We start from the raw sequence: 15,750 nt of genomic DNA, 5'->3' as shown, positions 1-15,750 counted from the left end.
GTCGCCATGGCGATCCGCACTTTCGGACCCAACGCCGTCGACTGGGAAGAGCGCGTCGACCTGGACCGGCTCCGCAGGCAACGGCTGGCCCGGCTGCACGAGACCCTGAACCGCTCCTCCCTCGGCGCGGTGCTCAGCTTCGACTTCGCCAACATCCGCTACATGACCGCCACGCACATCGGCACCTGGGCGATGGACAAGCTGATCCGCTTCGCCCTGCTGACGCGCGGTGGCGAACCGGTCGTCTGGGACTTCGGGTCCGCCGCCCGCCACCACCAGCTGTACAACCCCTGGCTCGACTACGGCGCCGGCAAGGAGGGCCCGCCCACGGGCGCCCGCGCCGGCATCTCCACCCTCCGCGGCGCCTTCCACCCGGACGCCGGGATCGCCGAGGACGTCGCCGCGAAGATCGCCGCCGAGCTGCGCGAACACGGCCTGGCGGACGAGCCGTTGGGCATCGACGTCGCCGAGATGCCGGTCCTCGCCGCCCTGCGCGCCGAGGGCATCGACGTCGTCGACGGCCAGCAGGTCTTCCTGGAGGCCCGCCGCATCAAGACCCGCGACGAGATCTCCCTGCTGGCCCAGGCCTGCGCGATGGTGGACGCCGCGTACGAGGAGCTGTACGGCTATCTGCGGCCCGGCGTACGCGAGAACGAGTGCGTGGGGCTGGTCAGCAAGGTCCTGTACGACCTGGGGAGCGAGTACGTCGAAGGTGTCAACGCCATCTCCGGGGAACGCTGTTCACCCCATCCGCACGTCTACAGCGACCGTCTGATCCGCCCCGGCGACCCCGCCTTCTTCGACATCCTGCACAGCCACCTCGGCTACCGCACCTGCTACTACCGCACCTTCGCCGTGGGCAGCGCGTCCGGCGCCCAGCGCGACGCCTACGTCCGCTGCCGGGAGTACATGGACGAGGCGATCTCGCTCGTGCGCCCCGGCGCCACCACCGCCGACATCGTCCGGGTCTGGCCGAGCGCCGAGGAGTTCGGCTTCGCCGACGAGACCGCCGCCTTCGCGCTCCAGTACGGCCACGGGGTCGGGCTGTCCATCTGGGAGAAGCCCATCTTCAGCCGTCTGGTCTCCCTCGACCACCCCGAAGTCCTCGAAGAGGGCATGGTGTTCGCGCTGGAGACCTACTGGCCGGCCGCCGACGGCTGGTCCGCGGCCCGTATCGAGGAGGAGCTCGTCGTCACCGCCGACGGCTGCGAGGTCATCACCAAGTTCCCGGCCGAGGAACTGCTGGTGGCGGGCCGCAAGTACTGGACGGTCGGCGGCGAACTCAACACCCGGCGGGAGTCGCAGTCCCATCTCAACCGGGGTGACTCCCATGGTGGATAGCGCCGAACTCCTCGCCCTGTACGAGCAGATGGTCATCATCCGCCGTACCGAGAAAGCCGCCCACGACCTGTTCCTCCAGGGACTCGTCAAGGGCACCACCCACCTCGCCGCCGGACACGAGGCGATCGCCGTCGGCGCGAGCGCCGCCCTGCGCGCCGACGACTACGTCTTCGCCACCTACCGCGGCCACCATCACGCCATGGCGCGGGGCGCCACCCCCGAGGAATGCCTCGCCGAACTCATGAGCCGGGCAACGGGGCTGTGCGGGGCCAAGGGCGGCTCCATGCACCTGACCAAGGCGGCCACGGGCATGCTCGGCTCCTACGCCATCGTCGGCGCCCACCTCCCGATGGCGGCCGGCGCGGCCTGGTCGGCGCGGCTGCGCGGCACCGACCAGGTCGCGGTGGCCTTCTTCGGCGACGGCGCGACCAACATCGGGGCCTTCCACGAGGCACTCAACCTGGCCGCCGTGTGGAAGCTGCCCGTGCTGTTCGTCTGCGAGAACAACCTGTACATGGAGTACACGCCGATCGCCGCCGTCACCGCGGTCGCCCGGCCCGCCGCCGACCGGGCGCCCGCCTACGGCATCCCGGGCGAGACGGTCGACGGCAACGACGTCGTCGCGGTCCGGGACGCCGTAGCCGCCCTGGCGGGGCGGGCCCGGGCAGGAGACGGGCCCGCCCTGCTGGAGGCCGCGACCTACCGGCACTTCGGGCACAGCCGGTCCGACCCGGCGACCTACCGTCCGGCCGAGGAGGTCGAACGCTGGCTCAAGCACGACCCGTTGGACATCGCGCGGGGACGGCTGACCGAGCTGGGCGTGCCCGAGGAGACGCTCACCGCGGCCGACGAGCGCGCCCTGGACGTCGTACGGAAGGCGGTCGAGGCGGCGAAGAGCGCGCCCGCGCCCGATCCGGAGCAGGCACTGACCGACGTGTGGGCCGACGGGGGTGCCGCATGGCGGACATGATCACCTACCGGGAGGCGGTCGCCGAGGGCATCGCGCGGGAGATGCGCCGGGATGCGGCGGTCGTATGCCTGGGGGAGGACATCGGGGAGGCCGGCGGGGTGTTCAAGACGACCGCCGGGCTGTTCGAGGAGTTCGGGCCGGAGCGGGTGTGGGACACGCCGATCTCCGAACAGGCCATCGTGGGCGCGGCGATGGGCGCGGCCATGACCGGGATGCGGCCCGTCGCGGAGATCATGTTCTCGGACTTTTTGGCCTGCTGTTGGGACTACCTCGCCAACGAGATACCCAAGGTGCGTTACATGACGGGCGGTCAGGTCACGGTGCCCCTCGTCGTTCGCACCGCCAACGGCGGCGGGCTCGGTTTCGGCGCCCAGCACTCGCAGGCCACCGAGAACTGGGCGCTCACCGTCCCCGGCCTGAAGATCGCGGCACCGGCGACGCCCGCCGACGTGATCGGCATGATGGCGGCGGCGATCCGCAGCGACGACCCCGTGGTCTTCTTCGAGCACAAGGGGCTGCTGGCGTCGAAGGGTTCGCCCTCGCCGTCGGACCACGTGGTCGAGCTGGGGCGCGCCGCCGTCGTGCGCGAGGGTGCCGACGTGACCCTCGTCGCCCTCGCCGCGATGGTGCCGGTGGCGCTGCGGGCGGCCGCCCGGCTCGCCGAGGAGGGTGTCGAGGCCGAGGTCGTCGATCTGCGCTGTCTGGTGCCGCTGGACATGAGCACCGTGCTCGCCTCGCTCGCCCGGACCTCGCGGCTCGTCACCGTCGAGGAGAACCCGTACCAGGGCGGCTGGGGCGCCACCGTCGTCTCGGTCGTCGCCGACGAGGGCTTCGGCCTGCTGGACGCGCCGGTGCGGAGGGTGGCGGGGGAGTGCGTCCCGTTGCCGTTCGCCGACGCGCTGGAGGAGCGGGTCATCCCCACCGTCGACAAGGTCGTGACGACCGTCCGCGACCTCACCGCGTACTGAACACCCCGAAGGAGGAAGGGCGATGACCGTTCGGACACTCCTGCGCTCAGGTCACGTGATCTCCATGGACCCCGACATCGGGGACCTTCCCCGAGGGGACGTCCTCATCGAGGACGGGAAGATCGTGGCCGTACAGCCCGAGATCGGCGCCGACGCCGAAGTCCTCGACATGACCGGGCGGATCGTGATCCCCGGCTTCGTGGACACCCACCGCCACACCTGGGAGGCCTCGATCCGCGGGGTCGCGCCGGACGCCACGCTCGACGACTACTTCGTCGACATCCTCGACACCTTCGCGCCGCTCTACACCCCGGAAGACGTGTACGCGGCCAACCTGGCCGGCGCCCTGGAATGCCTCAACGCGGGCATCACCACGCTCGTCGACTGGTCGCACATCAACAACACCCCCGACCACCCCGACGCCGCGATCCGGGCCCTCGCCGAGACCGGCATCCGCGCCCAGTACGCCTACGGCAGCGCCAACACCTCCCTCGCCGACTACTGGTTCGAGAGCAAGATCGCGATCCCGGGCGACGACGTACGACGGATCCGCGCCAAGTACTTCGCCTCCGACGACTCCCTGCTCACCATGGGCCTCGCCACCCGCGGCCCCGGCTTCTGCGTGAACGACGTCGTCGCCGCGGAATGGGGCCTGGCCCGGGAGTTGGGCATCCCGATCACCGTCCATGTCGGCATGGGGCGCATGGCCGGTCGCTTCGGCATGGTCAAGCAGCTCCACGACCTGGGGCTCCTCGGCCCCGACACCACCTACATCCACTGCTGCTACTTCAGCGAGGAGGAGTGGCGGATGGTCGCCGACAGCGGCGGTACGGTGTCCATCGCGCCGCAGGTCGAGACGCAGATGGGGCACGGCTGGCCGCCGGTGATGAAGGCGATCGAGCACGGACTGCGGCCCTCCTTGAGCATCGACGTCGTCACCACCGTCCCCGGCGACATGTTCACCCAGATCCGCGCGGCCTTCGGTGCCGAACGCGCCCGCGTCAACGCGGAGTGCTGGCAGGCCGATGTCCCGGTGCCGGAAACGATGCTGACGGCCCGTCGGATGCTGGAGATCGCCACCCTCAACGGCGCCCATGTGGCGGGCCTCGAGGACCGCACCGGCTCGCTGACCCCCGGCAAGCGGGCCGACGTCGTCGCGATCGACGCCACCGCGCTGAACGTGGCGCCCGTGCACGACGCGGCGGCCGCCGTGACGCTGTCCGCGGACGTCTCCAATGTGGACACCGTGCTCGTCGACGGCGTGATCCGCAAGCGGGACGGGAAGTTGACGGCCGACGTGGCCCGCGCCCGGCGCCTCGTCGAGGAGTCCCGTGACCGGCTCCTGGCCGCGAAGGCCGCCCGGTGAGCGCTCACCTGGTGCGCCGCGCCACCGACGTACCGCCGCCGGAGTACGACGAACACGGCCACCGGCGGCGGGAGTTGGTCGGCGAGGACGACGGCAGCGTCCATACCGGCTTCGGCATCTGCGAGTTGCTGCCGGACGGCGCGATCGGGCCCCACGTCCACTCGTACGAGGAGAGCTTCTGCGTGCTCGACGGAACCGTCGTCCTCGACGTGCCCGAAGGGTCGTATCTCCTCGAGGAGGGCGACTACGGGCTGCTGCCGACCGGTGTCCCGCACGCCTGGCGGGGCGCCGGGGACACCGCCGCACGCTGGGCGGACATGCTCGCACCCGTGCCGCGCGCCCGCTACGGCCACGACACCCAGGCGGTGCCCGCGCTGCCCCGCCGCAACCCCGTCCGCCTCGACGTCCGTGACCCGCGCACCCGCTCCTTGGGGCACTTCGAGCCCGCGCAGATGGAACCCGGCAAGCAGTCCCAGGACCTCCTCTCCGTGTCGGCGAGCATGCGCACCGCACTGCTCGTCTACAGCGGGATCACGGTGAAGACGATGGTCGACGGCGACCTGGGCGCGGTCGCCTCGACGATGTTCATCGTGCAGTACGCCCCGGACGGCGTCGCGGGCACGCACGACCATCCCTTCGAGGAGACGTACCTGATCCTCGAAGGGGCCGTGGACGCCACCTTCGACGGCTCGGTGCACCGGCTGGGACCCGGCGACGTGGCCTGGGCGGGCGCCGGTTGTGTGCACGGGTTCACCAACGCCGGTGCCGGGCCGGTGCGTTGGCTGGAGACACAGGCGCCGCAGCCGCCGACCCGCCACTCGTACCGGTTCACCCGGGACTGGCAGTACCTGAGGGAGGCCCTGGAGTCATGAGCAGTGTGCTCGTCGTCGGCGGTACGTCGGGGATCGGCCGTGAGTTCGCCCGCTCCCGTGCGGAGCGGGGGGACGAGGTGGTCCTCACCGGCAGGGACGTCCATCGTGCCGACACGGCGGCCAAGGAGATCGGCGCGCTGCGAGGCATCGCCCTCGACCTGTCGCGGCCACGGGAGATCGCGGTGGCGCTTGGCGGCATCGGGCCCGTCGACCATCTGGTACTCGGCGGTGTCACCCGCGACGACAACCGGGTGAGCGCGTACGACATCGAGGCCGCCCTGAACCTGGTGACGTTGAAGCTCGTCGGCTACACCGAAGTCGTGCACACGCTCCGGGACCGGCTGCACGACGACAGTGCCATCGTCGTGTTCGGCGGGCAGGCCAAAGAGCGGCCCTACCCGGGCGCGACGACCGTGGCGACCGTCAACGCGGGTGTGCGCGGACTGGTGCACACCCTCGCCGTCGAACTCGCCCCCGTCCGCGTCAACGCCCTCCACCCAGGAGTCGTCGGCGACAGCCCGTACTGGCTGGCCAAACCGGGGGAGGTGCTCGCCGGACTGCGCACCAGGACACCCACCGGACGGCTCGCCACGATGGCGGACGTGGTGGACGCCGTGGACTTCCTGCTGCGCAACCGGTCGGTCAACGCCGTCGAACTCGCCGTGGACGGAGGGTGGTTGCTGGGCTAGGACTTGATCCCGACGGCCCCGTAGAGCGACACCGGTCCCGCTGCGGGGTCGGGTGTCTCGTCCACCGCGAGTTCGGGACGCCAGTCCTTGACCGACACGATCCCCGGCTCCAGCACGTCGAGTCCCTCGAAGAAGCGGCCGAACTCGTCCCGGGTACGGGCCACCAGCGTCACCCCGCCCGCCGCGTAGGCCTCGATGCCCCGCCGTACGTTCTCCGGCTCGAAGTCGGCGGTCATCGCGGACAGCACCAGAGCACTGCCCGGAGCCAGCGCGCCGACCAGTGTGTCCACCAGGTCGTACGCGCCGTCCTCGTCGGCGACGAAGTGCATGAGCGCGATGAGCGACAGCGCGACGGGGCGGTCGAAGTCCAGTATCCGGCCCGCCTGTTCGAGGATCGTCCGCGGCTCGCGCACGTCGGCCTCGATGTACTCCGTCACGCCCTCCTCGGTGCCGCGCAGCAGGGCGCCGGCGTGGGCGAGGACGATCGGGTCGTTGTCGACGTAGACGACGCGGGCGTCCGCGGCGACCTTCTGGGCGATCTGGTGGAGATTGGGCTCGGTGGGGATACCGGTGCCGATGTCCAGGAACTGGCGGATTCCCGCGTTCGCGGCCAGCTGGCGGGTGGCCCGGTTCATGAACCAGCGGTTGGCGCGCGCGGCCCGCGGGGCGTCGCCGCTGAGCGAGGCGATCTGGCGGCCGAGGGCCTCGTCGACCGGGTAGTTGTCCTTGCCGCCGAGGTACCAGTCGTAGACGCGCGCCGGGTGCGGCTTGGTCGTGTCGATCCGCTGGACGGCGGCCGGCTCGGTCCCGGTCACGTGTGGCTCCTCTGCTCGCAGGTCAAGGTTGCGAGCAGTCTCGCACGATCATCCGGGCCCGGCGGAGTCGGTCTTCGGCCACCTGATTCAGGTCAACTGCGGTGTCACTCCTACGGTTTGAGGGGATCGTGGCCCAGCGTCATCAGCAGGTGCCGACGCCGAGTGTCCTCGGCCGCCGGCTCGTTCTCCGGGTCCGCCCGGGCCGACACGGTGTCCACCACCTCGTACATCACCTCGACGTCGTCGTCGGTGAGATCCGTGCGCCGCTTCTGCAGGATCGCGAGGACATGCTGCCCGGTGGGCGATCCGGCGTGTTCCGGCAGCGGCTCGGTGTCCTCGTCGGCGTCGCTGACCCGCAGCCAGGCCGCCAGTTCCTGCGAGGTCATGTTCACCGCGCGGTGGAAGTCCTCCCACAGCGCGTCGAGTTCGAGGGCGTCGGTCATCGCGTGCCCCTTCCGTACGTTCGGGTAGGCGGTCAGTCGCGCGGCCAGTTCTCCGCGTCGAACATCCAGCGCTGCTTCTCCAGTTCCGCCGTGATACCGATCAGCAGGTCCTGGGTGACCGGATCCGCCTTCTCCGTCGCGCCGATGCGCTCGCGCAGCCGGCCGATCGCCGTCTCCAGGGTCTCCATCATCAGAGCGACGACCTCGTTGTCCCGCTGCCAGCCCTCCTTGGCGCCGGGCAGGGTGTACGCGGTGGCGATCGTCTCCGGGCGGCCGTCGGGCGGCAGTCCGAGCGCCGCGGCGCGCTCCGCCACGGTGTCGGAGTAGGCGCGGGCGGTGTCCACCACCTCGTCCAGCTGCAGGTGGATCGAGCGGAAGCGCGGGCCGACGATGTTCCAGTGCGCCTGCTTCCCGATCAGCGACAGTCCGAGCAGATCCACCAGCGTGCTCTGCAGGGCGTCCCCGGCGATCCGCCGGGCGTCCTCGGGAAGGGTGCTCCTCACCACGGTCATACCGTGCTCCTCCTTCTGGCGTGGTTCGTGCCTGGTGCGGAGCGGTGCGACGCGTCCCTGGTCACGGGCGGCCTGCCGCGACCACTCCATGGGGGCGCGGGTGCCCAGGGCGAACCGGTGCAAACGCCGCGGGATCAGCTGTCGAGCACACCGTCCAGGAAACGGGTGAGGTCGGCGAGGACTTCTGCCCTGTTCGTCTCGTTGAACACCTCGTGCCGGGCGCCCGGATAGATCCGCTCGGTCAGGACACCCCCGCTGAGCTGCTCGACCCCGATGCGGCTGCCGGTGAGCGGCACCAGCCGGTCGTCGTCGCCGTGCAGCCACAGCAGGGGGAGCGGGCCGATGTCACCACCCTTGGCCACGGTCTCCAGCGTGCGCAGGAACGACTCGACCGTCGGCCGCTTCATCGGCCCGTGCCAGACCAGCGGATCCGCCACGTACGCCGCTCCCACCGCGGGATCACGGGAGAGCGAGGCCGGGCTGATGGGCGTGTCCGGGATCTCGTCCAGGGCGATCAGCCGCCGGGGCAGCTCCCAGTCGCCGATCACCGGTCCGGACAGGACGAGCGCGGTGAGTTCGGTGCCGTGGCGCTGTGCGAAGCGGGCGGAGATCAGTCCGCCCATGGAGTGTCCGATCAGGACGACCGGCAGGCCCGGGTGGGCGGCTCGGGCGAAGTCGGCCACGGTGTGCACATCGGTGACCACGTCCTCGAAGTCCTCGACCAGCACCCGCTCGCCCGCCGATTTCCCGTGGCCCCGGTGGTCGGGCCCGAAGACGGCCGCGCCGTGCCGGTGGAGAACGTCGGCGAGCTCCTCGTAGCGCCCGATGTGTTCGCCGTATCCGTGCACCACGAGCGCGAGGTGGCTCGGCCGTGGGTGCGGCCACTCGCGTACGACGAGTCCGTCGAGGTGGTGCTCGCGGGCCTCGGTCATGTCTCCTCCAACTGCGTCGGTGAAGGTCCCCGGAGATCTTCCCAGGGTGCGACGGGGCGGTCTACACTCCGAAACTAGCAGTGCTAATTAATTCGACCGGGGAGACCAGCCGTGCGTCCCGTCCACTTCGCGGCCGCCCGCCGCACCCCCATCGGCAAGCTGCGCGGAGCCCTGTCCCGCGTACGCCCCGACGACCTCGCCGCGACCGTCATCCGCGGACTCGTCGCCGATGTGCCCGCGCTCGACCCCGCCCGCGTCGACGACGTCTACTGGGGCGCCGCCAACCAGTCCGGCGAGGACAACCGCAACGTCGCCCGCATGGCGGCGCTGCTGGCGGGCCTGCCCGAGACCGTGCCGGGCGCCACGGTGAACCGGCTGTGCGCCTCGGGGCTGGAAGCGGTGACGACGGCCGCCCGCACCATCGCCGCGGGCGAGGCCGACATCGTGCTGGCCGGCGGTTCCGAGTCGATGAGCCGCGCTCCCTTCGTCCTGCCCCGCCCCGACGAGGCCCTGCCGCACCGCATCGAGACGGTGGACACCCGGCTCGGCTGGCGGCTGGTCAACCCGGCGATGAAGGAACTGCACGGCCTGCTGTCCATGGGCGAGACGGCGGAGGAGGTCGCGGACCGCTACGCCGTGTCCCGCCAACGCCAGGACGAGTTCGCCCTGCGCAGCCATCAACGCGCCGCCGAAGCCCGCAAGAACGGCCACTTCGACGACGAGCTCCTGCCCGTGGAGCGGCCGGACGGTGTGGTCGTGAGTGCCGACGAGTGCATTCGTGAGGACACCTCGTACGAGAAGCTGTCCGGGCTGAAGCCGGTGTTCCGGCAGGGCGGGAGCGTCACGGCGGGCAACGCCTCACCCATGAACGACGGCGCGGCGGGCCTCCTCCTGGTCAGCGAGGAGGCGCTGAACGAACTCGGTCTGGAGTCGCTCGGCCGCTATGTCGCCGGCGCCTCGGCCGGCGTCCACCCCGACGTGATGGGCATCGGCCCGGTCCCCGCCACGCAGAAGGCGCTCGCCCGCGCCGACTGGACCGTCGGCGACATCCAGGAGGCCGAGTTCAACGAGGCCTTCGCCGCCCAGGCCCTCGCCTGCGTGGACCGCCTCGGCATCGATCCGGAGCTGGTCAACCCGAGCGGCGGCGCGATCGCGCTCGGCCATCCGCTGGGCTGCTCGGGGGCACGCATCCTCACGACGCTGCTGCACCGCATGCGGCGGACGGGGGCGACGCGGGGCCTCGCGACGATGTGCGTGGGGGTGGGACAGGGCAGCGCGGTGCTGGTGCAGAGGCACTAGCCACGGGAAGGGTCATCAGGCGAGACGCTCCTTACGCCACCCATTAGATGCGCATAGCATCGGGTTCCGCATGAACACGATGACGCTCTGGCACATAACCGGCTGGGAGTTCGCCGCCCTCGCCTTCGCGGCCCTCCTCGTCGGCTTCTCGAAGACCGCCGTGAGCGGGGCCAACACGGTCAGCCTCGCCATTTTCGCCGCGGTCCTGCCCGCCCGCGCCTCGACCGGCGTCCTGCTGCCGATCCTGATCGCCGGGGACGTGCTCGCCGTCCTCACCTACCGGCGCCACGCCCACTGGCCGACCCTGTGGAAGCTGTTCCCCGCGGTCGCGGCGGGCGTGGTCGCCGGCACGCTCTTCCTGATGTGGGCCGACGACGAGATGGTCCGGACGTCGATCGGCGCCATCCTGCTGCTGATGGCGGCCGTGACGGTGTGGCGCCGCCGCGCCGCCGACCAGGCCGAGGAACCGGACTCGGTCGCCACGAAGGCGGGCCGGATCAAGGCCCGTTCCTACGGCGTCCTGGGCGGCTTCACCACCATGGTCGCCAACGCCGGCGGCCCGGTGATGTCGATGTACCTTCTGTCGGCGGGCTTCAGGAAGCTCGGCTTCCTGGGCACCTCCGCGTTCTTCTTCCTGATCGTCAACACGTCCAAGGTGCCCTTCAGCGTGGGCCTCGGCCTGATCGACGGGCACTCGCTCCTGCTCGACGCCGCGCTCGTGGCGTTCGTCGTGCCCGGCGCGTTACTCGGCAAGTGGGCCGTCAACAGGATCAACCAGCGGCTCTTCGAACAGCTCGTGATCGCGGCGACGATCGTCGGCGGCCTCCAGCTACTGCTCCGCTGACCACGCCCGGAGCAACGCGGGCAGCCCCGCGAACGAGTCGATCACATGGTCCGGGGCGCCGCTCGCGTCCCGATGCGTCTGCGGCAGATACTTGCCCGTCCTGACCAGCACCCCCGTGACACCGGCGGCCTGCGCCGCCAGTACGTCCGACTCCACGTCGTCCCCCACCATCACCGCCTCGTCCGCACCGGCCCCCAGCCGGGCCAGCGCCGAGGCGAAGAACGCGCGCGACGGCTTCCCCGTCACCACGGCCTCGGTACGCGCCGCCTTCTCCAGCCCCGCCAGGAACGCACCCGCGTCCAGCTGAAGTCCGTCGTCCGTACGCCAGTACAGGTTCCGGTGCATCGCCACCAGCCGCGCACCGCGCTGGAGATGCCCGAACGCCCGGTTCAGCGCCACGTAGTCGAACTCGGGCCCCGCACCCCCCACGATCACGACGTCCGGGACGGTCCCGGTGTCCCCGGCGTCGATCACGTCCACGTCCCCGAGGTCCTCCCCGATGTCCCCGCTGTTCAGCAGCGCACAGCGCGCCCCCGGGAAATGCTCGATGACGTACGCGGCGGTGACGGCGGGCGCGGTCAGGATGTCCTGCGCCGTCACCGGGAACCCCGCCTGCGCCAGCGTCCCGGCGATCGACGCCCGTGTCCGGGACGTCGTGTTGGTGACCAGTGCGACGGCGAGACCGGACTCGCGGATCTCCCGCAACGCCTCGACCGCACCCGGCAACGGCTCCCACGACACGGTGAGAACCCCGTCGATGTCGATCAGTACGGCGCGCACGGAGTCCATGGCAGGACGATAGCGATCCGCCCGGGCCGGCGGAGCGATCCGAACTCATGCCACACGACCCTCACACTTCAGGGCGTGACGGTCGGGCTCGCGGGTGAGGGGCTCTGCGGAACGGCGGGCGCCTCGGGGTTGGCCGGGCCGGACTGGAGCATCGCCACGGTCGCCGCACCCGCCAGCGCGGTCGCGACCGTGGTGGCCATGGCCACGATCACGGTGGCGGCGGGCGCGGTGATCGTGGACAGCCGGCGCAGATCGCGCAGACCGCTCCACGGCAGGCCGGCCAACCGGGCCAGCCGGATCTCCCAGGACAGGCCCAGGCCGTAGCAGAAGACGATGATCTCTCCGGTGCGCAGCAGCAGAACGGTCAGTGTCTCGCGGGTGGAATACGGCGCGGACAAGGGGATGAGGGTCAGCTCGGGGAGGAGGACCGCCAGGAGGAAGAACGTCGACTTGGCGACCGGAACCTGCCCGGGAAGCCTTGGGTAGAAGTAGCCGTAGAACGCGGCATAGACGGCCCAGCGGAGGATGTGCAGCGCGAGCATGGTGAGTTCGGTGAGCGAGACGGCGGGAAAGACCGATTCCCAGGACCGCAGGTCGATGACGATCACGGGGGTGGCGAACACCAGACCCAGGATCCCGGTCTCCAGCGCGTTCTGACGGGGTGTCCGGGCGGCGCTGCTGGCCAGTGCGGGGTTCGTCGAGACGAAGTGCTTGTTTCTGAGCGGGATGGGCCGCTCGGCGAAGTCGCGCCACTTCATCTCGAATTCCCTGGCCCCGGTCTCCTCGGTGCTCAGTGAGCTGTGAGCCGATTTGTGGAAACCCATCCAGGCCTGCCGGTGGAGCCGGTTGCGTGCCTCCGCGTGCATCAGACGCACATAGGCTCCCGGGCTGAGCCGGGAGAGGCGGTAGGCGAATTCCGCTTTGGTCCTCGGCAGCAGGAACCAGAAGGTGATCACTCCGAGGACGCAGGCGATGACATCGCTGGCCATGAAGGACACGTTGGCCATCAGCGGACTGATCGACAGGCCGACGAGCAGTACGCCGCACAGGCGGACGTCACCGTCCCGCATGGCGTCCGCCTCGGCACCCCGCCGCAGGACGACGGTGGCGCAGGCCGCCGCGGCGGCCAGAGCCGCCAGCTCGATCAGCCCGTAGGCGACGGACGAGGCCGTGGCGTCGGCCACCGCGCGGAAGAGAGCGTCGTCCCCGCTCCAGGTGAGGTACTTGCTCGCGGGGAAGAGGCACAGGACGGCGCAGAAGGCGGTCAGGGCCAGGGCGCCGATCCGCCAGTCGCCGAGACCGCGCGCGCAGAACGTGAGTGCGGCGGCCCAGGAGAGCGAGCAGCCGGCCACCAGGGCGAACGTGGGGCCGACCGGAAGGGGAGCCTCCAGCAGGGGTGCGAGCCAGAGACCGGTGAACAACAGGGAGCCGAGTCCCGCGCCCACCCATGGGCCGCGCCCGAGCATCTCGGAGGCCCAGGCGAGCTGGGCGACCGCCACGAAGCCGATGGCGACGAGCCATGGGCCGTGCACCCGGTCGGCGTACCGGACGAGCACCGCCAGCACGGCGAGGACCACGGCAGCGAAGGGCGCGACTGTGCCGTACCTCAGCAGGTGCGGGAGCGGTGGCAGGCCCTGATTGTCCCGATGGCGGGTGACGGCGATGACCAGCAGGGCGGGCAGCAGCAGGCTCCACCACGCGAAGGAGAAGTCGATCAGAAAGGTCCCCGGCGTTCCGTCCCGGAGACGGGAACTGTCCGAGGTGGCGAGAACGAAGCCGGTCGTCGTACTGATGCCCGTCACCGCGACGGAGACGCCCACAGGGAGACGGGGGAACCGGGAACGCGCCAGCAGCAGGCCGATGCCGGCGGCCGCGAGTACCAGTGCCAGCTCATTGCGGAGGGCGTCCTCGGGTTCCGGTTTCTCGTCGGTGGCGAGAGCGGCACCGCTGCCGTCCGGGGCCAGGTAGATGTGGAATCCTGCGTCGGGCTCGTGGGTACGCACTTTGACCGAGTGCGGTTCCTGGACGTACGGATTCACCTCGTGTATTCCGGTGAACGAATACCCCTCCGCGGTGAAATCGAAGTCGCGCCGGCCTATCGGAGGTGTGTTCCGGCCGCTGCTGTCATAGCCGCAATAGAAGCCGATCGACGTCGCGTCCGTCAGATCGAGGGTGGTGCGGGGGATCGGGAAACTCGCGATGACCTGATCGTCGCGGACGGTGATCCGTGGCGCCTGGGGATAGGTCCAGCCGGAAGCGGGGGTGTGGACGGAACAGGCCATCGCCCACACGAAGTTCGACCAGTCTGACGTGACACCGCCGTGCCGCAGTACCGCGGCCAGGGGATCACCCAGGGGCACGGTGAGGACTTCCTCGCCGCTGACCTCGAGTTCGCCGCCGCTGTTCTCGGTGAAGGAAAGCGAATAGGTCGAGGTGCGCTTCTCCTGTCCTTCGGAGAAGCCGAGCCAGTAGGTGACTTCATCGGGGGTCTCTTCGTCGGCCGTGAAATCCTTGCCCACGGTCTCGACGGTCCACATCATCTCGGGCACAACCCGGTAGCAGAGGAAAGTGGCGAACAACGCCAAGAGTGCTGCCCCGGCAACCCGAAATACGCGAAAATGTATCCAAGGAAGTCCCTGCACCGACGAAGTGTAGCGGCGGCCGTATCGAACCGTACAGACAGCGGAAATCGAACGAACCCCCCGTGCCCGCTCTCCGGCACGCCCTTCGTACGCTTTCCTTCATGGCCCCCCACGTCCTCATCCTCGGCGGCACCACCGAGGCCCGTGAACTCGCCGCCGCGCTCACCGCGTTGCCCGGAGTCCGCGTCACCACCTCGCTCGCGGGTCGCGTGAAACGCCCCGGAGCGGTCACCGGGGACGTGCGGATCGGGGGCTTCGGCGGTGCGGACGGGCTCGCAGACTGGCTGCGGGAGCAGCGCGTGGACGCCCTCGTCGACGCCACGCATCCGTTCGCCGAGGCCATGACGGAAAACGCGGCCCGGGCCGCCGCCGCGACCGGCGTACCGGCGGTGGTGCTGCGCCGCCCGGGCTGGCGGCCCGGGCCCGAGGACCGCTGGTACCCGGTCGGTTCACTGGCGGAGGCCGCCGGCCTGCTGCCACTGCTGGGCCCCCGCGTGTTCCTCACCACCGGCCGCCTGGGCCTCGCGGCCTTCGCGCACCTGACCGAACTCCACTTCGTCGTACGCTCCGTGGAGCTGCCCGAGCCGCCGATGCCGCCGCGCACCGAAGTCCTCCTGGCACGCGGCCCGTTCACCGAGGACGACGAGTCCGCGCTGCTGTCCACGCACTGCATCGACGTCGTGGTGACGAAGGACAGCGGGGGAGCGGCGACAGCCGCCAAACTGACGGCCGCACGCCGACTGGCGTTGCCCGTCGTGGTCGTACGACGTCCCCCGCTGCCCGCGGACAGGGAGACGGTGCCCGATGTCGCCGGGGTCCTGGAGTGGCTGGGCCTCAGCCGGAGATGACCGAGGCCCGCATGCGGTCGACGGCGCGCAGCACCTCGGTGCGGTTCTTGGCACTCTTGATCCAGGCGGGGAGCCGGCCGATGTACGTCATCTTGCGCCCGTGCTCGTACCAGGGATCGCGCTCGCGCAGGTCCGCCGCCACGAACCGCCTGAGCAGGTCGAGGTGTTCGAGGTTGTACGCCGACACCGTGCCGTGACGGGTCTCGGTCCGCAGCCACAGCTTCGGCCAGGCGCACCGGTTCGTGGGCCGGCACAGACCGCAGGACCGGCAGATCACCCGAGGCTGCGGCGGTGCGCTCCGCTCGAAGTGCGCGATCCGGTCGCAGCGCGGGCAGCGGACCAGCACCGAGTCGCCGAAGTGGTGCGCGTCGAGGCCGGGATCGTGGAAGCGGAGGGGAGGCATGCCGGGAGTATGCCGAC

Annotated in this window: 16 protein-coding genes; 9 read left to right on the top strand and 7 right to left on the bottom strand. The window is 70.7% G+C overall.

The features are described 5' to 3' along the window. Positions 1 to 6: 6 nt before the first annotated feature. The 6 genes from ACWD3I_RS30020 to ACWD3I_RS29995 are packed head-to-tail and all read left to right on the top strand — an operon-like array spanning position 7 to position 6,206. Positions 7 to 1,341 (top strand): M24 family metallopeptidase, encoded by a 1,335-nt coding sequence (locus tag ACWD3I_RS30020; RefSeq protein ID WP_365402937.1) that lies wholly within the window; start codon positions 7 to 9, stop codon positions 1,339 to 1,341. Continuing rightward, complete coding sequence (locus ACWD3I_RS30015) at positions 1,334 to 2,311, top strand: thiamine pyrophosphate-dependent dehydrogenase E1 component subunit alpha (RefSeq protein ID WP_365403020.1); 978 nt, start codon at positions 1,334 to 1,336, stop codon at positions 2,309 to 2,311. Before ACWD3I_RS30020 ends, ACWD3I_RS30015 begins: the two co-directional genes overlap by 8 nt. Then, the gene (locus ACWD3I_RS30010; RefSeq protein ID WP_365402934.1) at positions 2,299 to 3,279 is read left to right on the top strand and encodes an alpha-ketoacid dehydrogenase subunit beta; all 981 of its coding nucleotides are present in this window, start codon (positions 2,299 to 2,301) and stop codon (positions 3,277 to 3,279) included. The genes ACWD3I_RS30015 and ACWD3I_RS30010 overlap by 13 nt, the downstream gene beginning before the upstream one ends. 22 nt (positions 3,280 to 3,301) lie before the next feature. Beyond that, entirely contained in the window at positions 3,302 to 4,645 is a 1,344-nt protein-coding gene (locus ACWD3I_RS30005) for an amidohydrolase family protein (protein WP_365402931.1), read from the top strand. Continuing rightward, complete coding sequence (locus ACWD3I_RS30000) at positions 4,642 to 5,517, top strand: cupin domain-containing protein (RefSeq protein ID WP_365402928.1); 876 nt, start codon at positions 4,642 to 4,644, stop codon at positions 5,515 to 5,517. The genes ACWD3I_RS30005 and ACWD3I_RS30000 overlap by 4 nt, the downstream gene beginning before the upstream one ends. After that, the gene (locus ACWD3I_RS29995; RefSeq protein ID WP_365402925.1) at positions 5,514 to 6,206 is read left to right on the top strand and encodes an SDR family oxidoreductase; all 693 of its coding nucleotides are present in this window, start codon (positions 5,514 to 5,516) and stop codon (positions 6,204 to 6,206) included. The genes ACWD3I_RS30000 and ACWD3I_RS29995 overlap by 4 nt, the downstream gene beginning before the upstream one ends. Here ACWD3I_RS29995 and ACWD3I_RS29990 read toward each other — a convergent pair. From ACWD3I_RS29990 to ACWD3I_RS29975, 4 genes are all read right to left on the bottom strand, one after another. After that, on the bottom strand, positions 6,203 to 7,021 hold the full coding sequence (locus ACWD3I_RS29990; protein WP_365402922.1) for an SAM-dependent methyltransferase: 819 nt from the start codon (positions 7,019 to 7,021) through the stop codon (positions 6,203 to 6,205). The genes ACWD3I_RS29995 and ACWD3I_RS29990 overlap by 4 nt on opposite strands. A gap of 110 nt (positions 7,022 to 7,131) precedes the next feature. Beyond that, positions 7,132 to 7,464, bottom strand: coding sequence for a DUF3140 domain-containing protein (locus ACWD3I_RS29985; protein ID WP_365402919.1), 333 nt, complete (start codon positions 7,462 to 7,464; stop codon positions 7,132 to 7,134). A 32-nt stretch (positions 7,465 to 7,496) separates the two neighbouring features. After that, positions 7,497 to 7,976, bottom strand: coding sequence for a Dps family protein (locus ACWD3I_RS29980; RefSeq protein ID WP_365402916.1), 480 nt, complete (start codon positions 7,974 to 7,976; stop codon positions 7,497 to 7,499). A 134-nt stretch (positions 7,977 to 8,110) separates the two neighbouring features. Then, on the bottom strand, positions 8,111 to 8,908 hold the full coding sequence (locus ACWD3I_RS29975; protein WP_365402913.1) for an alpha/beta hydrolase: 798 nt from the start codon (positions 8,906 to 8,908) through the stop codon (positions 8,111 to 8,113). A 111-nt stretch (positions 8,909 to 9,019) separates the two neighbouring features. Here ACWD3I_RS29975 and ACWD3I_RS29970 point away from each other — a divergent pair, with 111 nt between their 5' ends. Together ACWD3I_RS29970 and ACWD3I_RS29965 are read left to right on the top strand one after the other, a co-directional pair. Next, the gene (locus ACWD3I_RS29970; protein ID WP_365402910.1) at positions 9,020 to 10,207 is read left to right on the top strand and encodes a thiolase family protein; all 1,188 of its coding nucleotides are present in this window, start codon (positions 9,020 to 9,022) and stop codon (positions 10,205 to 10,207) included. 70 nt (positions 10,208 to 10,277) lie between these two features. Then, on the top strand, positions 10,278 to 11,051 hold the full coding sequence (locus ACWD3I_RS29965) for a sulfite exporter TauE/SafE family protein (RefSeq protein WP_365402907.1): 774 nt from the start codon (positions 10,278 to 10,280) through the stop codon (positions 11,049 to 11,051). Here the strand turns inward: ACWD3I_RS29965 and ACWD3I_RS29960 are convergent. Beyond that, entirely contained in the window at positions 11,037 to 11,840 is an 804-nt protein-coding gene (locus tag ACWD3I_RS29960) for an HAD-IIA family hydrolase (protein WP_365402904.1), read from the bottom strand. The two genes, ACWD3I_RS29965 and ACWD3I_RS29960, sit on opposite strands and share 15 nt — an antisense overlap. A 68-nt stretch (positions 11,841 to 11,908) precedes the next feature. After that, positions 11,909 to 14,419, bottom strand: coding sequence for a hypothetical protein (locus ACWD3I_RS29955; protein WP_365402901.1), 2,511 nt, complete (start codon positions 14,417 to 14,419; stop codon positions 11,909 to 11,911). 164 nt (positions 14,420 to 14,583) lie between these two features. On the opposite strand from ACWD3I_RS29955, the gene ACWD3I_RS29950 reads away from it, so the two are divergent. Beyond that, the gene (locus ACWD3I_RS29950) at positions 14,584 to 15,330 is read left to right on the top strand and encodes a cobalt-precorrin-6A reductase (RefSeq protein WP_365402898.1); all 747 of its coding nucleotides are present in this window, start codon (positions 14,584 to 14,586) and stop codon (positions 15,328 to 15,330) included. On the opposite strand, the gene ACWD3I_RS29945 is transcribed toward ACWD3I_RS29950, so the two are convergent. Beyond that, positions 15,317 to 15,733, bottom strand: a complete 417-nt coding sequence (locus ACWD3I_RS29945; RefSeq protein WP_365402895.1) for a hypothetical protein — start codon at positions 15,731 to 15,733, stop codon at positions 15,317 to 15,319. The two genes, ACWD3I_RS29950 and ACWD3I_RS29945, sit on opposite strands and share 14 nt — an antisense overlap. Positions 15,734 to 15,750: the final 17 nt, after the last annotated feature.

This window comes from Streptomyces sp. NPDC002817 (assembly GCF_053592055.1).
The sequence above is the reverse complement of the archived record's forward strand: the minus strand, read 5'-3'. Positions and strand labels throughout refer to the sequence as shown.

Coding starts and splice junctions, on each gene's coding strand:
- ACWD3I_RS29975 (WP_365402913.1), bottom strand. CDS start 8,908: ATGACCGAGGCCCGCGAGCACCACCTCGACGGACTCGTCGTACGCGAG.
- ACWD3I_RS30005 (WP_365402931.1), top strand. CDS start 3,302: ATGACCGTTCGGACACTCCTGCGCTCAGGTCACGTGATCTCCATGGAC.
- ACWD3I_RS30010 (WP_365402934.1), top strand. CDS start 2,299: ATGGCGGACATGATCACCTACCGGGAGGCGGTCGCCGAGGGCATCGCG.
- ACWD3I_RS29945 (WP_365402895.1), bottom strand. CDS start 15,733: ATGCCTCCCCTCCGCTTCCACGATCCCGGCCTCGACGCGCACCACTTC.
- ACWD3I_RS29995 (WP_365402925.1), top strand. CDS start 5,514: ATGAGCAGTGTGCTCGTCGTCGGCGGTACGTCGGGGATCGGCCGTGAG.
- ACWD3I_RS29965 (WP_365402907.1), top strand. CDS start 10,278: ATGAACACGATGACGCTCTGGCACATAACCGGCTGGGAGTTCGCCGCC.
- ACWD3I_RS29950 (WP_365402898.1), top strand. CDS start 14,584: ATGGCCCCCCACGTCCTCATCCTCGGCGGCACCACCGAGGCCCGTGAA.
- ACWD3I_RS29980 (WP_365402916.1), bottom strand. CDS start 7,976: ATGACCGTGGTGAGGAGCACCCTTCCCGAGGACGCCCGGCGGATCGCC.
- ACWD3I_RS30020 (WP_365402937.1), top strand. CDS start 7: ATGGCGATCCGCACTTTCGGACCCAACGCCGTCGACTGGGAAGAGCGC.
- ACWD3I_RS29960 (WP_365402904.1), bottom strand. CDS start 11,840: ATGGACTCCGTGCGCGCCGTACTGATCGACATCGACGGGGTTCTCACC.
- ACWD3I_RS29985 (WP_365402919.1), bottom strand. CDS start 7,464: ATGACCGACGCCCTCGAACTCGACGCGCTGTGGGAGGACTTCCACCGC.